Source organism: Actinosynnema sp. NPDC020468 (assembly GCF_040642015.1).
In the GTDB taxonomy this organism is placed as follows: domain Bacteria; phylum Actinomycetota; class Actinomycetes; order Mycobacteriales; family Pseudonocardiaceae; genus Actinosynnema.
In genome coordinates, this window is the sequence record NZ_JBFAEO010000002.1 from 234,586 (window position 1) to 254,245 (window position 19,660).

General features: G+C 74.5%; 8 protein-coding genes (1 of these 8 cut by a window edge). 3 read left to right on the forward strand and 5 right to left on the reverse strand.

Going from position 1 to position 19,660, the window contains the following annotated elements:
* The 3 genes from AB0G50_RS03140 to AB0G50_RS03150 form a co-directional block, all read left to right on the forward strand.
* A protein-coding gene (locus AB0G50_RS03140) for a non-ribosomal peptide synthase/polyketide synthase (RefSeq protein ID WP_360101644.1) crosses the window boundary here: on the forward strand, positions 1–12,045 show its end. It extends 12,711 nt beyond the left edge of the window; 12,045 of the gene's 24,756 nt are visible here — the last part of the coding sequence; the start codon falls outside the window, past its left edge; the stop codon is at positions 12,043–12,045.
* A 28-nt stretch (positions 12,046–12,073) separates the two neighbouring features.
* Complete coding sequence (locus tag AB0G50_RS03145; protein WP_360101646.1) at positions 12,074–12,286, forward strand: MbtH family protein; 213 nt, start codon at positions 12,074–12,076, stop codon at positions 12,284–12,286.
* A gap of 67 nt (positions 12,287–12,353) precedes the next feature.
* Positions 12,354–13,604 carry an MFS transporter gene (locus tag AB0G50_RS03150; protein ID WP_360101648.1) on the forward strand — a complete coding sequence of 417 codons (1,251 nt, stop codon included), beginning with the start codon at positions 12,354–12,356 and terminating at the stop codon, positions 13,602–13,604.
* A gap of 22 nt (positions 13,605–13,626) precedes the next feature.
* Here the strand turns inward: AB0G50_RS03150 and AB0G50_RS03155 are convergent, their stop codons facing one another.
* The 5 genes from AB0G50_RS03155 to AB0G50_RS03175 all read right to left on the reverse strand — a co-directional run bounded on the left by AB0G50_RS03155 (position 13,627) and on the right by AB0G50_RS03175 (position 19,639).
* Complete coding sequence (locus AB0G50_RS03155; protein WP_360101650.1) at positions 13,627–14,649, reverse strand: D-2-hydroxyacid dehydrogenase; 1,023 nt, start codon at positions 14,647–14,649, stop codon at positions 13,627–13,629.
* On the reverse strand, positions 14,646–15,842 hold the full coding sequence (locus AB0G50_RS03160) for an aminotransferase class I/II-fold pyridoxal phosphate-dependent enzyme (protein WP_360101652.1): 1,197 nt from the start codon (positions 15,840–15,842) through the stop codon (positions 14,646–14,648). The genes AB0G50_RS03155 and AB0G50_RS03160 overlap by 4 nt, the downstream gene beginning before the upstream one ends.
* A 59-nt stretch (positions 15,843–15,901) precedes the next feature.
* Positions 15,902–16,612: an SDR family NAD(P)-dependent oxidoreductase gene (locus AB0G50_RS03165; RefSeq protein WP_360101654.1), complete on the reverse strand. Its 711-nt coding sequence runs from the start codon at positions 16,610–16,612 to the stop codon at positions 15,902–15,904.
* A gap of 124 nt (positions 16,613–16,736) precedes the next feature.
* Entirely contained in the window at positions 16,737–18,782 is a 2,046-nt protein-coding gene (locus AB0G50_RS03170; RefSeq protein WP_360101656.1) for an ABC transporter ATP-binding protein, read from the reverse strand.
* Positions 18,779–19,639: an ABC transporter permease gene (locus AB0G50_RS03175; protein WP_360101848.1), complete on the reverse strand. Its 861-nt coding sequence runs from the start codon at positions 19,637–19,639 to the stop codon at positions 18,779–18,781. The genes AB0G50_RS03170 and AB0G50_RS03175 overlap by 4 nt, the downstream gene beginning before the upstream one ends.
* Between the last annotated feature and the right edge of the window lie 21 nt (positions 19,640–19,660).

The following is a 19,660-nucleotide window of genomic DNA, read 5'->3' on the forward strand; positions in this document are numbered from 1 at the left end:
GCGCTCGACCCGGCCGGCTGGGAGTCGGTCGGCACGCTGGTCGTCGCGGGCGACACCTGCCCGCCCGCGCTGGTCGACCGGTGGGCGCCGGGCCGGGTGCTGGTCAACGCCTACGGCCCGACCGAGGCCACCGTGGACGCCGCGATGAGCGAGGCGCTGCGCGCGGGCACCGGGATCGCGCCGATCGGGTCGCCGGTGGCGGGCGCGGCGCTGTTCGTCCTGGACGACCGGTTGGCGCGGGTGCCGATCGGGGTTCCCGGCGAGCTGTACATCGGCGGACGTGGTGTGGCGCGAGGGTATTGGGGCCGGGCCGGGTTGACGGCCACCCGGTTCGTGGCGTCGCCGTTCGACGGCGGTCGGCTGTACCGGACCGGTGACCTGGTGCGCTGGAACCGGTCCGGCGAGCTGGAGTTCCTCGGTCGGGCCGACGACCAGCTCAAGATCCGCGGCTACCGGGTCGAGCCGGCCGAGATCGAGGCCGTGCTGACCGGGCACCCGGGAGTAGCGCGGGCGACGGTCGTGGCCCGGGAGGACCGACCGGGTGATCGGCGCCTCGTCGGGTACGTGATCCCGGTCGACTCGAGCGGCGAGGTCCGGGGCGGGGCGGACGACCTGGTGAACCAGTGGCGCCAGGTCTACGACGACCTCCAGTCGGGCGTCGAGGACCCCGACGGCTCCGGGTTGGGCGAGGACTTCGGCGGGTGGGACAGCAGCTACACCGGCGAGCCGATCCCGGTCGGGGAGATGCGGGAGTGGCAGGCGGCCACGGTGGCGCGTGTGCTGGCGCTCAAACCCCGGCGGGTGCTGGAGATCGGCGTCGGGTCCGGATTGCTGCTCGCGCGGATCGCCCCGGAGGTCGAGGAGTACCGGGCCACCGACCTCTCCCCGGTGACGGTGGCGAACCTGCGCGACCGGCTCGCGCGGTCGGGCGCGCCGTGGGCGGACCGGGTGCGGTTGCGGGTGGCCGAGGCCGTCGACGCGAGGGTGCTGCCGGAGGGGTACTTCGACACCGTCGTCCTCAACTCGGTGGTGCAGTACTTCCCGGGTGAGGGCTACCTGCGCCGGGTGCTCGACCAGGTGGTGCGGTTGCTCGCGCCGGGCGGGTCGGTGTTCGTCGGCGACGTGCGGAACCTCGTGCTGCTGGAGGAGTTCACCACCGCGGTGCAGCTGGCCCGCGACCCCGACGTCACCACCCTGCGCGACCGGGTGCGCCGCGCGGTGGCCACCGAACAGGAGCTGCTGCTGGCGCCGGAGTACTTCGCGGCGCTGGGCCGGGAGATCCCGGGCATCGGCGCGGTCGACATCCGGCTCAAGCGCGGCACGGCGGTCAACGAGCTGACCCGCTACCGGTACGACGTGGTGCTGCACAAGGCGCCGACCCGCACCTGGTCGACCGCCGAGGCCGACACCGTCGTGTTCGACACCGCGGACCAGCTCGACGCGGCCGTGCGCGCCCGTCCCGGCGCGCTCCGGGTCACCGGTGTCCCGCACGCCGGGTTGCGGCCCGGCGAGGACGGCCTGCTGCCCGAGGACGTCCACCGGCTCGCCGCCCGAACCGGGCGCACCGCCGTCGTGACCTGGTCGGCCCGGCCCGGGCGGATGGACGCGGTGCTGCTCCCGCCCGAGGCGGCCGACGCGGTGCCGACCGGGGTGTTCGTGCCGGCCGGACCGCTGGAGGCCGCGGCGCGGTACGCGAACTTCCCGCAGGCCGCGACGGTGGCGGCGGCGGTGCGCCGGCACGCGGCCGAGCGGCTGCCCGGGTTCATGGTGCCCGGCGTCGTGGTGGTCGACCGCTTCCCGTTGACCGCCAACGGGAAGCTGGACCGCGACGCGCTGCCCGCGCCGGAACCGGTGTCGGAGCACGACTACCGCGCGCCCACGACGGCGGCCGAGCGGACCGTCGCCGCGACCTTCGCCCGGGTGCTGGGCGTCGACCGGGTCGGCGTGGACGACAACTTCTTCGACCTGGGCGGGCACTCGCTGCTCGCGATGCGGGTGATCGCGGCCGTGCACCGCGACCTCGGCGTCGACCTCACGGTCCGCCGGCTGTTCGAGACGCCGACGGTCGCCGGGTTGGCGGCCGCGGTCGACACCCGGACCCCGAGCAGCCGGCCGGAGCTCGTGCCGGTGCCGCGCCCGGACGTCGTGCCGCTCTCCTTCGCGCAGAACAGGTTGTGGTTCCTGCACCGGTTGGAAGGCCGCACGGCCACCTACAACATGCCGCTCGTGCTGCGGCTGACCGGCGTGCCCGACGAACCGGCGCTGGGCGCGGCCGTCGCGGACGTGCTGACCCGGCACGAGGCGTTGCGCACGGTGTTCCCGGAGGTCGACGGCGTGCCGCGGCAGCGGGTGCTGCCGGTGGGCGGCTGGGGACCGGTGTGGGAGGTGGTCGACGCGGCCCGGTGGGCACCGGAACGGCTCGACGCGGAGGTCGCCGCCGCGGCCAGGCACGTGGTCGACCTGGTGTCCGAGGCGCCGGTGCGGGTGCGGTTGTTCCGGGTCGGCCCGGCGGAGTCGGTGCTGGTGGTGCTGGTGCACCACATCGCGGGCGACGGCTGGTCGTGGGCGCCCCTGCTGAGGGACCTGGCGACCGCCTACGCCGCGCGTCGCCGTGGCGCGGCACCCGACCAGGCCCCGCTGCCGGTGCAGTACGCGGACTACGCGCTGTGGCAACGGTCCTGGCTCGGCGACCTCGACGCGCCGGGCGGCGAACTGGCCTCCCAGCTGGCTTTCTGGCGCGCGGAGCTGGCCGGGTTGCCGCCGCGGCTGGAGCTGCCGACCGACCGGCCGTACCCGGCGGTCGCGGACCACCGCGGCGACCGGGTCGCGGTCTCCTGGCCCGCGGACCTCCAGCAGCGCCTGCACGACGCCGCCCGCGCGCACGGCCTGACGGTGTTCATGCTGGTGCAGGCGGCACTCGCGGTCGTGCTGGCCCGGTTCGCCGGCACCCGCGACGTGGCCGTGGGCGTGCCGGTGGCCGGCCGGACCGACGCCGCGCTCGACGACGTGGTCGGGTTCTTCGTCAACACCGTGGTGCTGCGGACGACCGTGTCGGGCGCCGAGACGGTGGCGGAGTTGCTGGACCAGGTGAAGACGCGCGCGCTGGCCGCGTACGCGCACCAGGACGTGCCGTTCGAGGTGCTGGTGGAACACCTCGCGGTGCGCCGGTCGCTGACCCACCACCCCGTCGTGCAGGTCATGCTGGCCTGGCAGAACAACGCCGAGGTCGACCACGGCCTGCCGGGCCTGACCGCCGTCCCGCTCCCCGTCGACACCGGCGCGGCGCGGATGGACCTGTCGGTGAACCTGCTGGAGCGGCTCACCGACGCCGGACGCCCGGCCGGGATCGACGGCTTCGTGGAGTACCGCACCGACGTGTTCGACGCGGCGACGATCCGGTTGGTGGTGGACCGGGTCCGGCACGTGCTCACCCGGATGCTCGCCGACCCGGGTCGGCCGGTCGGCGCGCTCGACCGGCCCGACGAGCTGGAGTCGTCGCGCCTCAACGCCTTCGGCAGCCGGGAGTCGGCGGGCGCGCGGTCGATCCCGGACCTGTTCGCGGACCGGGTCGCCCAGGGCCCGGACCGCACCGCGGTCGTGTTCGCCGACCGGTCCTGGACCTACGCCGACCTGCGCGACGCCTCGGACCGCCTGGCCGGCGTCCTGCTCGACCGCGGGGTGCGGACCGGTGACGCGGTGGCGCTGCTGCTGCCCCGCGGCGCGGACGCGGTGATCGCGATCCTGGCGGTGCTCAAGGTCGGCGCGGCCTACGTGCCGCTGGACCCGGGCCACCCCGACCACCGCGTCGGGTTCGTGCTCCGCGACTCGGGCGCGACCGCCGTGCTCACCACCGACGTGGACCGGGCGCGCGCGCTGGCCGACGTGGTCGTGGTGGACCTCGCGGACCCGGCGCCCGACGCGGCGACGCCGACCGTCCCGCCGCACCCGGACCCCCGCCTGCTCGCGTACGTGAGCTACACCTCCGGCACCACCGGGACGCCGAAGGGCGTCGCGGTGACCCACGCCGGCATCGCCGACCTGGTCCACGGGCTGGCGACCCGGGCGGACCTCACCGAGGACAGCCGGATCCTCCAGTTCGCCCCGCTGGTGTTCGACGCCTCCGCGCAGAACCTGTGGTCCGCGCTGCTGACCGGCGCCGCCGCGGTGATCCCCACCCCGGAGCAGGTCCTGCCGGGAGCGGAGCTGACCGCGTTGATCCGGCGCGAACGCGTCACCCACCTGCCGATCACGCCGTCCGCGCTGGCCGAACTGGCTCCCGAGGACGTCGGTCCCGTCACGGTGATCGTCGGCGGCGAGGTCTGCCCGGCGGACCTGGTCGACCGCTGGGCGCCGGACCGGATCATGGTGAACGTGTACGGGCCGACGGAGGCCACCGTCGACGCGACGATCAGCGCGCCGTTGCGCGCGGGCTCCGGCACGCCGTCGATCGGGTCACCGGTGCCGGGCGCGGTGCTGCTGGTGCTGGACGAGCAGTTGGCCCGGGTGCCGATCGGCGTGGTCGGCGAGCTGTACATCGGTGGTCACGGTGTGGCGCGGGGTTATCGCGGCCGGCCGGGTGAGACGGCGGCGCGGTTCGTGGCCTCGCCGTTCGGCGGTGGTCGGGTGTACCGGACCGGCGACCTGGTGCGGTGGAACCGCTTCGGCGAGCTGACCTACGTCGGTCGCGCCGACGACCAGGTCAAAATCCGCGGCCACCGCGTCGAACCGGCCGAGGTCGAGGCCGCGCTGACCGCACACCCGTCGGTCGCCCGGGCGGCGGTCGTCGCGCGGGAGGACGGTGCCGGCGGCAGGCACCTGGTCGGGTACGTGGTCGCGGCCGGGCCGGTGGACGCCGCCGAGGTGCGCCGGCACGCCGGGGAGCGGCTGCCCGCGCACCTGGTGCCCGCCGCGGTGGTGCTGCTCGACCGCTTCCCGGTGACGGCCAACGGGAAGCTCGACCGCGCGGCGCTGCCCGCGCCGGACCTGCTCGCGGGCCGCGGCCACCGCGCGCCGTCGTCACCGGCCGAGGAGGTCGTGGCGGGCATCTTCGCCCGGGTGCTCGGCCTCGACCGGGTGGGCATGGACGACGATTTCTTCGACCTGGGCGGGCATTCGCTGGTCGCGATGCGGGTGTTGGCCGGGGTGCACCGCGCGTTCGGCGTCGACGTGTCCGTGCGGGAGCTGTTCGGCGCGCCGACGGCGGCGGGCGTGGCGGCGATCGTGACGGCCGGCGCGGGCGCGAGTCGGCGACCGCCGCTGGAACCGTCGCCGCGACCGGACGTGGTGCCGTTGTCGTTCGCGCAGAACAGGTTGTGGTTCCTGCACCGGCTGGAGGGCTTGTCCGCGACCTACAACATGCCGCTGGTGCTGCGGTTGACCGGTGAGGTGGACGCCGAGGCGCTCGGTGCGGCCGTGACCGACCTGCTGACCCGGCACGAGGCGTTGCGCACGGTGTTCCCGGACGCGGACGGCGTGCCGTTCCAACAGGTCGTGCCGGCCACCGGGGCGGCCTGGGCCGCGGTCGACGCGGCGGGCTGGTCGGCGGCCGAGCTCGACGCGGCCGTCGAGGACGCGGCCCGGTACGAGTTCGACCTCGCCGCCGAGATCCCGGCGCGGTTCCGGCTGTTCCGGGCCGGGCCGGGTGACTCGGTTCTGGTGCTGCTGGTGCACCACATCGCGGGCGACGGCTGGTCCTGGGCACCGCTGCTGCGCGACCTCGCCACCGCCTACGCGGCCCGTGTCCGCGACCGGGAGCCGGACTGGGCGCCGCTGCCCGTGCAGTACGCGGATTACGCGCTGTGGCAACGGGAGTGGCTCGGCTCGCCGGACGACCCGGACAGCGAGATCGCGCGCCAGCTCGAGCACTGGCGGGTCGAGCTGGACGGGGTGCCGCCGCGGGTCGACCTGCCCGTCGACCGGCCGTACCCGATCGTCGCCGACCACGGTGGCGGGCTGCTCGACCTGGCCTGGCCGCCGGAGGCGACGCGCGGAGTGCGGGACGCCGCCCGCGCGCACGACGCCACGGTGTTCATGCTGGTGCAGGCGGCGGTCGCGATCGTGCTGGCCAAGGTCGGCGGCCGGGACGACGTGGCGATCGGCACCCCGATCGCGGGCCGGCCCGACACCGCGCTGCACGACCTGGTCGGGTCGTTCGTCAACACCCTGGTGATCCGGACCAGGGTGGTCGCCGACGAGACCGCGGCCCGGGTGGTGGCCCGGGTCAAGGAGGCGGCGCTCGGCGCGTACGCGCACCAGGACGTGCCGTTCGAGGTGCTGGTGGACCGGCTCGCCACCACCCGCTCGCTGACCCACCACCCGCTCGTGCAGGTGATGGTGGCGTGGCAGACCACGGCCGGCTCGACCGACTACGACCTGGCGGGAGTCGAGGCGCGGACCGTGCCGGTGGACACCGGCGCCGCGCGGGTGGACCTGACGTTCAACCTGGTCGAGACGGCCGGCGAGGGCGGCGTCGCGGGCACCGTCGAGTACCGCGCGGACGTGTTCGACGCCGCGACGGCGCGCCGGCTGGGCGAGTGCGTGCTCCGCGTGCTGCGGCAGGTGATCGACAACCCGGACGTCCCGGTCGGCGCGCTCGACCTGGGCGACGAGTTCGCGCCCGTGCGCCACGAGGTCGAAGCCAGGTCGCCGCGGTCGACGGGCCACCGACCGCCGTCGACCCCGACCGAGGACACCCTGGCCGGGATCTTCGCGCACACCCTGGGCGCCGAGCGGGTCGGCGCCGACGACGACTTCTTCGACCTGGGCGGGCACTCGCTGCTCGCGATGCGGGTGATCGCGGGCATCCACCGCGCGTTCGGCGTGGACGTCACGGTGCGCCAACTGTTCGGCGCGCCGACGGTGGCGCGGCTCGCGACCGTGATCGCGTCGGCGGACCGCACGACCCGACCGCCGCTGCGCCCGCGCGCCCGACCGGACGTGCTGCCGTTGTCGTTCGCGCAGAACAGGTTGTGGTTCCTGCACCGGCTGGAAGGGCCGTCCGCGACCTACAACATGCCGCTGGTGCTGCGACTCGAGGGCCCGGTGGACCACGCCGCCCTCGGCGCGGCCTTCACCGACCTGCTGACCCGGCACGAGGCGTTGCGCACGGTGTACCCGGAGGTCGACGGCGTGCCGCGGCAGCGCGTGGCGGCGCCGGCGGAGTGCGCCGAGGTGTGGGGTGTGGTCGCGGCGGCGGACTGGTCGGACGAGCGGCTCGACGCCGAGGTGACCGCGGCCGTCCGCCACCGGTTCGACCTGGGCGCGGACATCCCGGTGCGCGCCCGCCTGCTCGACCGGGGCGCCGGCGACCCCGTGCTGGTGCTGCTGGTGCACCACATCGCGGGCGACGGCTGGTCGTGGGCACCGTTGATCGACGACCTGACCACCGCCTACCTGGCGCGGTCGGCGGGCCGGGCCCCGGACTGGGCGCCGCTGCCGGTGCAGTACGCGGATTACGCGCTGTGGCAACGGGAGTGGCTCGGCTCGGCGGACGACCCGGCCAGCGCGCTCACCGCCCAGCTCGACTACTGGCGCGCGGAGCTCGCGGGGTTGCCCCAGCGCGTGCCGCTGCCCACCGACCGGCCGCCCACGTCGTCGGCCACGAATCGCGGTGACACCAGTGGTTTCACCCTCGACGCCGAGCTGCGCCGCGGGGTCGAGCGGCTGGCCCGGAGCGCGGGCGCGACGGTGTCCATGGTGCTGCACGCGGCGCTCGCGGTCGTGCTGCACCGGTCGGGCGCGGGCGAGGACGTGGTGATCGGGTCGCCGATCGCGGGCCGGGCCGACGAGGCGTTGGACGAGCTGGTCGGGTTCTTCGTCAACACGCTCGTGTTCCGCACCTCCGTGTCCGGCTCGGCCACCGTCGCGCAGGTGCTCGACCAGGTCCGCACCCGGGCGCTCGGCGCGTACGCGCACCAGGACATCCCGTTCGAGGTGCTGGTCGAGCAGCTCGACCCGGTGCGCTCGGCGACGCACCATCCGCTGTTCCAGGTGGCGCTGGCGTTCCAGAACACCGCGAACGCGGACCTGGCGTCCGGCGGGTTGCGGATGACCGCGCTGGAGGCCTGGACCGGCACCTCCCGGTTCGACCTGTTCTTCAACATCGCCGATACCGCCGACCGGACCGCGTGGGCGGGGTACGTGGAGTACGCGGTCGACCTGTTCGACCGGGCCACCGTCGAGGCGCTCACCGGTCGGCTGCGCGCCGTGCTGACGCAGGCGGTCGCGAACCCGGACGCCACCGTGGGCTCGCTCGTGCTGCTGGACGAACGGGAACAGCGGTGGTTGGACGTGGTCGGCAACCGGGCGGCCGAAACCCGGGTCGAGCCGGTGTCGATCCCGGAGCTGTTCGCGCGCCGGGTCGAGGCGAACCCGGACGCGGTCGCGGTGGTGTTCGACGGGCGGTCGCGCACCTACCGCGAGCTGGACGCGGACGCCGGTCGGGTGGCGGCGCTCCTGGTCGGGTCCGGCGTGTCGCCCGGCGACCGGGTCGCGCTGCTGCTGCCGCGCGGCGCGGACGCGGTGACCGCGATCGTGGCGGTGCTCAAGGCGGGCGCGGCGTACGTGCCCGTCGACCCGGCCTACCCCGACGACCGGATCGCGTTCGTGCTCGCGGACGCGGCGCCGGCGGCGGTGATCACGAGCCAGGACAACGCGATCCGGTTGCGGGCGCTGCTCCCGGAGTCCGCCGTCGAGGTGGTCGACGTCGCCGATCCCCGCCTGGCCGCGGCGGAGCCCGCCGAGGTGCCGTTCCCGGACCCGCGCTCGGCGGCGTACCTGATCTACACCTCGGGCACGACCGGCACCCCGAAGGGCGTGGTGGTGCCGCACACCAACGTGGTCGGCCTGTTCGCCGCCCTGGCGGACCGGTTCGACTACGAGCGCGAGGGCGATCAGCGGGTGTGGTCGCTGTTCCACTCGTTCGCGTTCGACTTCTCGGTGTGGGAGCTGTGGGGCGCGCTGCTGCACGGCGGCCGGCTGGTCGTGGTGCCGGACGACGTGGCGCGCTCGACCCGGGAGTTCCACGAGCTGCTGGTGACCGAGCGGGTCACCGTGCTGAGCCAGACGCCGTCGGCGTTCGGGGTGCTCTCGGCGGTGGCCCGGGAACCCGGCGGCCCGCGCTGGCACGTCGAGGACGTGGTGTTCGGCGGCGAGGCGCTCGACCCGCGCCAGGTCGCGCCCTGGCTGACCGACGGCGCGCCCCGGTTGCTGAACCTGTACGGGATCACCGAGACCACGGTGCACGCGTCGTTCCGGGAACTGACCGGAGCGGACGCCGCCTCCGGCGTGAGCCCGGTGGGCGGGCCGCTGCCCTCGCTCGCGTTCTTCGTGCTGGACGAGCGGTTGGCGCGGGTCCCGGTCGGCGTCGTCGGCGAGCTGTACGTGTCCGGCGGCGGCGTGGCGCTCGGGTACCGGGGTCGACCCGGGCTGACCGCGTCCCGGTTCGTGGCCGACCCGTTCGGCGGCGGTCGGCTGTACCGGACCGGCGACCTGGTGCGCTGGAACCGCTCCGGCGAGCTGGAGTACGTCGGTCGGGCCGACGACCAGGTGAAGGTGCGCGGCTACCGGATCGAACCGGCCGAGATCGAGGCCGTGGTGGCCGACCACCCGCTGGTCGCGCACGCCGCCGTCGTCGCCCGCGAGGACCGGGCGGGCGACCCGCGACTGGTCGCCTACGTGGTGCCCGCCGACGTGGCGCCGGACGCGGCCGGCTCGACCGAGCTGGTCGAGCAGTGGCGCCGGGTGTACGACGACCTGTACTCGAGCCCCGGTGAGGCCGCCCTCGACGCCGACTTCGGCGGGTGGGACAGCAGCTACACCGGCGAGCCGATCCCGGTCGGGGAGATGCGGGAGTGGCAGGCGGCCACGGTGGCGCGCGTGCTGGCGCTGGAACCCCGGCGGGTGCTGGAGATCGGCGTCGGCTCGGGCCTGCTGCTGACCCGACTGGCGCCGGAGGCGGAGGAGTACTGGGGCACGGACCTGTCGGCGGTCACGGTGGCGAAGCTCGGCGCGCGGCTGACCGCGTCCGGCGTGCCGTGGGCGGACCGGGTCCGGTTGCGGGCGGCCGAGGCCACCGACGTGACCGGGCTGCCGGAGGAGTACTTCGACACGGTGGTGGTGAACTCGGTCGCGCAGTACTTCCCGGACCAGGCTTACCTGCGCCGGGTGCTGGACCAGGCGGTGCGGCTGCTCGCGCCGGGCGGCGCGGTGTTCGTCGGCGACGTGCGCAACCTCGCCCTGCTGGAGGAGTTCGCGACCGCCGTGCAGGTGGCACGGGACCCGTCGGCCGAACCCGGGGTGATCCGCGACCGGGTGCGCCGGGTGGTCGCGACCGAGCGGGAGTTGGTGCTGGCGCCGGAGTACTTCCCCGCGCTGGCCCGGGACCTGCCCGGGGTCACCGGGGTGGACGTGCGGCTCAAACGCGGGTACGCGGTCAACGAGCTGACCCGGTACCGGTACGACGTGGTGCTGCACAAGGCTCCGGCCGACACCCGCGATCTGTCCGATGTGGACACCGTCGCGTTCGACTCCGCCACCCGGCTGGAAGACCTGGTGCGGGATCGGAACGGCCGGCCGCTGCGCGTCACGGGCGTTCCGCACGGCGGGTTGACCGACGAGGTCGCCGCGGCCGCGCGGATCCGGGCCGGCCTGCCGGTGGAGGCCGCGGCGCCGGACGAGGGTCTGCTGCCCGAGCACCTGCACGTCCTGGCCGAGCGGCACGGCCTGGCCGCCGCCGTGACCTGGTCGGCGACGACGGGGTGCGTGGACGCGGTGTTCCACGACCCGGCCGACGGTCGCGCGCCGACCGGCGTGTTCCGGCACGCCGGGCTCGACTCGCCGGCGCGGTACGCGAACCACCCGCGTGCCGCGGAGTTGGCGGCGGACGTGCGGCAGCACGCGGCGGACCGGCTGCCCGCGTTCATGGTGCCGAGCGCCGTGGTGGTGCTCGGCCACCTCCCGCTGACCGTCCAGGGCAAGCTCGACCGGGCCGCGCTGCCCGCGCCGGAACTGGTCTCCGACACCGGTTACCGACCGCCGTCGACCCCGGTGGAGGAGGCCCTGGCCGGGATCTTCGCCGAGGTGCTCGGCGTCGAGCGGGTCGGGGTGGACGACGACTTCTTCGACCTGGGCGGCCACTCGCTGCTGGTGATGCGCGCGATCGCGGCCGTGCAGCGGACGTTCGACGTGGACGTGTCGGTGCGCATCCTGTTCGAGGCGTCGACGGTCGCGCGGCTGGCCCGGGTCGTGGACACCGGCGCGGACGGGGTCGAACTGCCCGCCGTCGAACCGCTCGCGGTGGTCCGCGACGGCGTCGGCACGCCGTTGTTCTGCGTGCACCCCGGTGGCGGCATGGGGTGGCGCTACCGGGGCCTCGGCGAGCACCTGGGCTGCCCGATCGTCGCGATCCGGCAGATCCCGGACGACAGCGGGACGCCCGTGCGGTCGGTGAAGGAGATGGCCGAGCACTACGCCGACCTGGTGCGGGCCTTCCAGCCCGAGGGGCCGTACCGGCTGCTCGGCTGGTCGTTCGGCGGTGTCGTCGCGCACCAGATCGCGGCGACGCTGCGGGCCAGGGGGTGCGTCGTGGAACGGCTGGTCCTGCTCGACGCCTACGTCCACCGGTTCGTGGACGCGCCCGAGGTCGACCGCGCCACGCTCGCCGAGAGCGTGCTGGAGGAGTACGTGCGGAACAACGGGATCGTGCTGCCGCCGGACATCGGTCGCCTGACCTACGACGAGGTGTGGCGCGCCGCCGACGCGCAGGGCCTGGTCGACGCGCTGCCGCCGGCCGGGTTCTTCGAGGTGATCATGGACAACATGATGGTCAACCGCGCGGTGGCCGAACGCCACGAGCCCGACGTCTTCGACGGCGACCTGCACCTGGTGGTCGCCGAGGACGAACGGCTCGAGGTGCTGCGGCCGGAGAGCTGGCGGCGGCACGTGACCGGCGAGGTGCACGTGTTCCCGGTCGACTGCCGGCACGCCGTGATGCTCGAACCCGCGGCCATGCGCCAGTACGGCGCGTACCTCTCGACCCTGCTGTGACAACCCGACCGAGGAGAGTGGGAACCCGATGACGAACCCCTTCGACGACGAGAACGGCACGTTCCTGGTGCTGGTCAACGACGAGAACCAGCACTCGCTCTGGCCGACCTTCGTGGAGGTGCCGGCCGGCTGGCGCGGCGTGCACGGGCCGGAGAGCCGCCAGTCCTGCCTCGACTACGTGGAGGAGCACTGGACCGACCTGCGGCCCGCGAGCCTGATCCGGGCGACCGAGGGTCGGTAGCAGTCCTCGGCGTGCGCCCGTCGCGGACGGGCGTGGGCGCACGCCGTCGCCGAGCGGGGGAGTCCGGATGGGCGAGCGGACCCGGCGGTCCGAGGTGGTGTTCGGCGCGGGCGGGTGGGGCGGCTACCGCCGGCTGTGGACGGCGTCCGCGCTCTCCTCGCTCGGCGACGGCGTGCGGCTGACCGCGCTGCCCCTGCTCGTGCTGTCCTACACCCGCGAGCCGCTGCTGCTGGCCGCGGTGACGGTGGCGGGCACGCTGCCCATGCTGATCTCGCCGCTGGCGGGCGTCGCGGCGGACCGCTGGCCGCGCAAGCTCGTACTGGTCTGGGTGGACGTCGCCCGGTTCCTGCTGGTCGGCGCGCTCGGCGTCGCGGTGTGGACGGGCGTGGCGAACCTGGCCGTGGTGGGCGTGATCACGCTGCTGCTCGGGGTCGGCGAGGTGCTGTTCGCGGTCACCTCGCAGTCGATCCTGCCGCAGGTGGTGCACCCCTCGCGCCTGGCGGCGGGCGCGGGTCGGCTGTTCGCCGCCCAGACCGTCTTCCGGGACACCGTCGGCCAGTTGTGCGGTGGCGTGCTGTTCGCGGCCGCGGTCGCGCTGCCGTTCCTGGTCGACGCGGCGAGCTTCGCGGTCGGCGTGGTGCTGATGGCGTCCCTGCGCACGGTCGTGCCGCCGGAGCCGACCGACACCGACCACCCGGGCTGGTCCGCGATGCTCCGGGAGGGCGTCCGGCACCTGCGGGACGACCGGCTGCTCACCGTGCTGGCGGTGATGCTGGGCGCGGTCGTCTTCTTCGGCTGCGCCGCCACCGTGGTGACGGTGCTCTACCTGGTCGACCGGGTGGGCGTGCCGCTGGGCGCCTACGGCCTGTTCCTGGTGGTCAGCGCACTGGGCGCACTGCTGGGCGGCACCCAGGCCGCCCGTCTCGCCGGCCGCTTCGGCACGTTCCCCACCGCCCTGGCCGGCCTGGGCGTCGCGGCCGGCGCGTGCCTGCTCGTCGGCCTGACGACGGACGTGGTCGCGGTCGGCGTGCTGTTCCTGCTGATGGGCGCGGGCTCGGTGACCCACGTGTCGCTGACCGTCGCGTTCCGCCAGGCGACCGTGCCGGCCCGGGTCCTGGGTCGGGTCAACGGGGTGTACCTGCTGCTGGGCACCGGCACCGCGCCCCTGGGCGCGCTGTTCGGCGGCGCGCTCGCCCACTACTTCGACCTGCGGACGCCGTTCCTCGTCGGCGGAGCCGCCCAACTGCTGATGCTGCTCGCCTCCTGGCGCTGGATCGTGCGTCGGGGCGGAGGCGGGTCGGTCGCACCGGGCGCGTGAGGCGCGACCGACCCGGGTCCTCCTAGTACCCCAGGTCCGGGCGGTAGCGGTTGTGGAGCTCCTCGCCGTCGAGCCAACGCCGGAGGTTGGCGCAGAACAGGTCGGTGATGAGCGCGTTCTCGTTCGCCGCCGTCGACGCCGAGTGCGGCGACACCACCACGTTCTCCAGGTCCCACAGCGGCGAGTCGACGGGCAGGGGTTCGACCGTCGCCACGTCCAGCACCGCGCCGCGCAGCGCGCCCGTGGACAGCGCGGTGATCAGGGCCTGCTCGTCCACCACCTGGCCGCGCGCGATGTTCACCAGCACGGCGTGCGGCTTCAGCGCGGCCAGTTCGGCCGCCCCGATCAGGCCCTCGGTCTGCGGGGTGAGGGGACAGGCCAGCACGACCGCGTCCACGGTCGGCAGCACGGAGCCGATCGCGTCGAACCCGACCACCTCCGCCACACCGGGCGCGCCCGAGGTGCCTCCGGGGCGCACCGCGCCGACCACCTCGACGCCGAGCCCGGCCAGCACGTGGGCGGTGTGCTTGCCGACCGCGCCCAACCCGACCACCAGCACCCGTTGACCCGACAGGGTGCGCGAGGTGTAGCGGGTCCACCGGTGCTCGGCCTGCCAGCGCCTGAGCTGCGGCACGTCCTTGACGAAGTGCAGCAACCCGGTCAGCACGAACTCGGCCAGCGGCACCGCGTGCACCCCCGCCGCCGTGGTCACCACGACCTCGTCCAGGTCGAGCGGGAAGCGGTCGGTGAGCTTGCCCAGGCCGGCGCTCGTGCCCTGGACCCAGCGCAGCAGCGGGAAGTTCTCGTTCACCTCGGCGGGCGCGCGGCGGTCGAAGTCGAACGCCACCTCGGCCGAGGACGTCAGCTCGAACCAGCGCCGCCGTTGCGCCTCGGTCAGCTCCGGCAGCACGCCGACGTGGTCGCCCTCGTACCGCGACACGGGCAGCAGCTCCGGCTCGTACAGCACCTCCACCCGCGGGTCCACGGCCGCGATCCGCGCCACGTGCTCCGGCTCCAACGGCGAGCAGATGATCACCTTCGTCACGAGGCCACCGCCTTCGCCGCGCCGTTCAACGCGCCCACCACCCGGTCCAGCGCCGCGCTCCACAACCCCTCGTCCCGGGCGTAGCACACCCGGAACCGCCCGTGCCCGGACGGGCCGAACTGGTATCCCGGGCTCACGACCACCCCCGCCTCGGTCTGCAACAACCGCGCCACCTCCACGTCGGTCAACCCCAGCGCCGACACGTCCGGCCACAGGTAGGCGGTCCCCGAACCGGGACGCACCACCAGCCCGTCCACGCGGCGCAACCTCTCCAGTGTCAGCTCCCGCAACGCGCGCAGCTCGCCGACCCGCTCGCGCACGAACTCCACGTCGTCCACCAGCCACCGGGTCAGCACGTGCTGGGAGTACGCGGGCGCGCGCAGGCACGAGATCGCCATCACCTGCTCGATCGCGTCCACCACCGGACCCGGTCCGACCGCCACCCCGACCCGGTACCCGCTCAGCGACTCGGTCTTCGACCCGCCGAGCAGGGTCACCGTCCGCTCCGCCATCCCGGGCTCGGCCGCGAGGTGGGTGAACGGGACGCCGTCGTAGACCAGCCGGCAGTACAGCTCGTCCACGACCACCAGGAAGTCGTGCCGCACGGCCAGGTCGGCCAACCCGCGCACGGTCGCCGGGGTGTACACGGTGCCGGTCGGGTTGTTCGGGTTCGAGGTCAGCACCAGCTTGACGCCCTCGCGCGCGGCGACCTCCAGCGCGGCCAGGTCGAGCTGCGGCCCGGCGGGGTCCTCGACCATGCCGATCCGCACCACCCGCGCGCCGAGGAACCGCAGCATCCGTTCCACGAACAGGTACTCCGGGTCGGCCAGCGCGACCACGTCGCCGTAGTCCACGAGCGCGCTCAACGTCGCGAACAGCCCGCCCTGGGTGCCGGTCGTCACCGCGATGTTCCGGTCCGGGTCCACGTCCACGCCCAGCAGCGCGGACACCGACCGGGCCACGGTGGCCCGCACGTCCGCGTTGCCGCGGTAGCCGGTGTAGGCGAGGTCGCCGTCCTGCGCGGCGGCGGTGAACGCGGGCAGCGCCCAGTCCGGCGGCGGGAAGCGGACCGTGTCGAAGTGCGTGGTGTCCAGCAGGCCGTGCCCGGCCCCGTCCAACCGCAGCCCCAGGTCCGCCTCGCGCACGGACGTGCCGAGCGTGTCCGCCCGCTCCGGCAGGTGCGTCCGCAGCACCCGCCGTGATTCGACGGAATGACGGCTTGCCGCCATGTCGGTGTCTCCCTCGGTCGTCTTCACGCCGAACCGACCACAATGGACGATCCGGTCACACCGCGTGCCTCGTCGGAGGCCAGGTAGAGCACGGCGTTGGCCACGTCGGCCACGCCGGTGTCGTCGAGCGGACCGGGGTCGACGCTGTTGGCGCGCACCCCCGTGCCCGCGAGTTCCAGCGCGAACGACCGGACGAGCCCGGCGACGCCGTGCTTGGCGGCGGCCAGGTGCGCGTACCCGGCGACCGGCGCGTGCGCCAGCGCCGACCCGATGAACACGATGGAACCCGCCCCCTGCCCGACCATGACCGGCGCCACCGCCTTCGCGGTCTGCCACACCCCGGTCAGGTTCACCTCGATCATGGCGCGCCACTGGGCCTCCGGCATCGTCCAGGCGCCGCCGCGCGACCGCACCCCGGCGGCCGGCACCGCGATGTCGACCGACCCGAGCGCCGCCACGCCGGCCTGCACGGCGGCCCGCAACGCGTCGCCGTCCCGCACGTCCACGAACCGCGACACCACCTCCCGCCCGAGCGCCCGCGCCCGCTCCGCGACCTGGTAGAGGTCGTCGGCGGTGGCGAGGTCGTCGGGCACGGTCGCCATCCGGGTCACCACGCCGATGTCCAGCAGCACCAGGTCCGCGCCCTCCTCCGCGAGCCGCAACGCGCACGCCCGCCCGACACCCCGCGCCGCGCCGGTCACCACCGCGACCTTCCCCGCGACCCGCCCGCTCACGTCCGGCTCCCGGGCGAGGTGCGGACCAGGTGGTTTCCCGGCGGTCGGCGGGCGTCGCGGTCGCACCGGGTCCGGCCGGGAGTGAGGGCCGCGTCGCGCGACTCGGCGTCGGGGGAGTGGGCGGTCATGAGCGGGGTCCGGCCCAGTGGCACGCCACCGGGTGGGTCAGGCCGTCGGCGACCAGGGCGGGGGTTTCGGAGGCGCAGCGGGTGCGTTGCGCGTCGGTCAGCTCGCCCAGGAACTTCGGGCAGCGGGTGCGGAAGCGGCAGCCCGAGGGCGGGTCCACCGGGCTCGGCACGTCGCCGGTCAGCAGGACGCGCTCGCGGGCCCGTTCCTTGCGCGGGTCCGGCAGCGGCACGGCCGAGACCAAAGCCTTGGTGTACGGGTGTTCCGGGTGGTCGAACACCTCGTCGCGGCCACCGGTCTCCACCACCCGGCCCAGGTACAGCACCGCCACCCGGTCCGCGATGTGCCGCACCACCGACAGGTCGTGCGCGATGAACAGGTACGCGAGCCCCAGCGAGTCCCGCAGGTCCTCCAGCAGGTTGATCACGTCCGCCTGCACCGACACGTCCAGCGCCGACACCGGCTCGTCCAGCACCAGCACCCGCGGTCGCAGCGCCAACGCCCGGGCGATCCCGATCCGCTGCCGCTGACCACCGGAGAACTCGTGCGGGTACCGCTCCGACCGCGCGCCGGACAACCCCACCGAGGCCAGCAGCTCCAGCGACCGCGCCCGGGCCTCCCTCCGGCCCATCCCGTTGATCCGCAACGGTTCCGCGACCAGGTCGGCCGCCGTCATCCGGGGGTCGAGCGAGTTCATCGGGTCCTGGAAGACGATCTGGAGGTCGCGCGCGTGCCGCCGCCCGCCCAGTGGCTCGCCGTCCAGCCGCACCACGCCGCCGGTCGGCTTCTCCAGCGACATCAACAACTTCGCGATGGTCGACTTGCCCGAGCCGGACTCGCCGACCAACCCCAGGGTTTCGCCCGCCGACAGGTCGAACGACACGTCGCACACCGCGTGCAACTCGCCCCGGTCCCGCCGGAACAACCCGGAGCCGCGCACCTTGTAGTGCTTCACCAGCCCCGACGCGACCACGATCGGCGTCGCCTGCCCGGCGATCGGCGCGTCCGGCGGCGGTGGCGCGGCGCGCGGCGGGAACACGTCCTGCGGCCGGCGGCCGACCAGCTCCGCGCTGAAGTGGCACGCCGCCAGGTGCTCGCCGTCGACGGCCGTCAACGCGGGCTCCTCGGTCAGGCACACCTCGCGCGCCAACGGGCAGCGCGGCGCGAACGCGCACCCGACGACCGGCTGGTCCAGCGCCGGCGGGGTGCCCGCGATCGGGGTCAGCCGGGCGTCCTCGCGGGCGTCCAACCGGGGCAGGCTGCCCAGCAGCCCCAGCGTGTAGGGCATCCGGGGCTGGTAGAAGACCTCCTCGACGGTGCCGGACTCGACCACCTTCCCGGCGTACATCACCACCACGCGGTCCGCGTGCCCGGCGACCACGCCGAGGTCGTGCGTGATGAGCATGGTCGCCGCGCCGGTCTCCTCGCGGGCGGTGCGCAGCGCGTCGAGCACCTGGGCCTGGATCGTCACGTCGAGCGCGGTCGTCGGCTCGTCGGCGATGATCACGTCCGGGTCGTCGGCCATCGCGATCGCGATCACCACCCGCTGCCGCATGCCGCCGGAGAACTCGTGCGGGTAGTCCGCGATCCGGTCCCGCGCGTTGGGGATCCCGACGAGTTCCAGCAGCCGCACCGCGCGCTCGGTCGCGTCCTCCCGGCTCAACCCGGGGTGGTGCGCCCGCACCGCCTCGGCGACCTGGAACCCCACCGAGTACACCGGGTTCAGCGCGGACAGTGGGTCCTGGAACACCATCGCCACCGAGCGGCCGCGCACCGACGCCATCTCGTCGTCGGACAACCCGACCAGCTCGCGGTCGCGGAACCGGACCGACCCGCCGACCCGCGCGCCGGTCGGCAGCAGGCCCATCACGGCCAGCGCGGTCGCCGACTTGCCGCAGCCGGACTCGCCGACCACGCCCAGCACCTCGCCCGCGCGCAGCGACCAGGACACCCCGCGCACCGCGGTCACCCGACCGCGCTCGTCGGGGAACTCCACGGTGAGGTCGCGGATGCCGAGCACCTCCGCGGTGGTGGCTGTCGTCATCGCCTGCTCCGTGACCTGGTGTTGTCGAAGGCGTCCCGCAGCCCGTCGCCGATGAAGTTGATGCTCAGGGCGATGACCACGATGAACAGCCCGGGGAAGTAGAACAGCCACGGCCGGGTGGACACCGCGGTCTGGTTCTGGCTGACCAGCAGGCCGAGCGAGGTGTCCGGCGGTCGCACGCCGAACCCGATGAACGACAGCGCCGTCTCGGCCAGGATCGCGACCGCGACGATGATCGTCACCGCCACGATGATCGTGCCCATCGCGTTGGGCAGCACGTGCCGGAAGATGATCCGCCACGAGCCCGCGCCGAACGTGCGCGCGGCGGCGATGAACTCCCGCTCGCGCAACGACAGCACCAGCCCGCGCACCAACCGGGCCACGTACGGCCAGGTCAACGCGGCCAGCACCAACCCGATCAGCAGCCAGCCCTGGTCGGTCGCGCCCACGTTGTTCGCCAGCACGGCGGCCACCGCGATCGCCGGGAAGATCAGCACCAGGTCGGCGATCCGCATCATCAGCGTGTCGACCTTGCCGCCGTGCAACCCGGCCACCGCGCCCCACACGCTGCCGAACACGCCCGACACGGCCGCGACGAACAGCGCGATCTCGATCGACCGCTGCGTGCCGCGCAGCACCTGGGCCAGCAGGTCGTACCCGGTGGCGTCGGTGCCGAACGGGTGCTTCGCCGACGGCGGGTGCGAGTTGTCCGGGGTGAACACGTCGTACTGGTAGTGCCACAGCGCGCCGCCGACGAACGCCAGCAGCACCAGCAGCACGAACACCACCAGGCTCGCGGTCGCCAGCCGGTGCCGCAGGAACCGGCCCACCACCAGCCGCCACCGCGGCGTCGCCACCGACACCTCGCCGTCCGCGCT

What these genes read in the sequence shown, in the direction of transcription:
- AB0G50_RS03145 (WP_360101646.1), top strand. Translation starts at nt 12,074, where the DNA reads ATGACGAACCCCTTCGACGACGAGAACGGCACGTTCCTGGTGCTGGTC.
- AB0G50_RS03170 (WP_360101656.1), bottom strand. Translation starts at nt 18,782, where the DNA reads ATGACGACAGCCACCACCGCGGAGGTGCTCGGCATCCGCGACCTCACC.
- AB0G50_RS03150 (WP_360101648.1), top strand. Translation starts at nt 12,354, where the DNA reads ATGGGCGAGCGGACCCGGCGGTCCGAGGTGGTGTTCGGCGCGGGCGGG.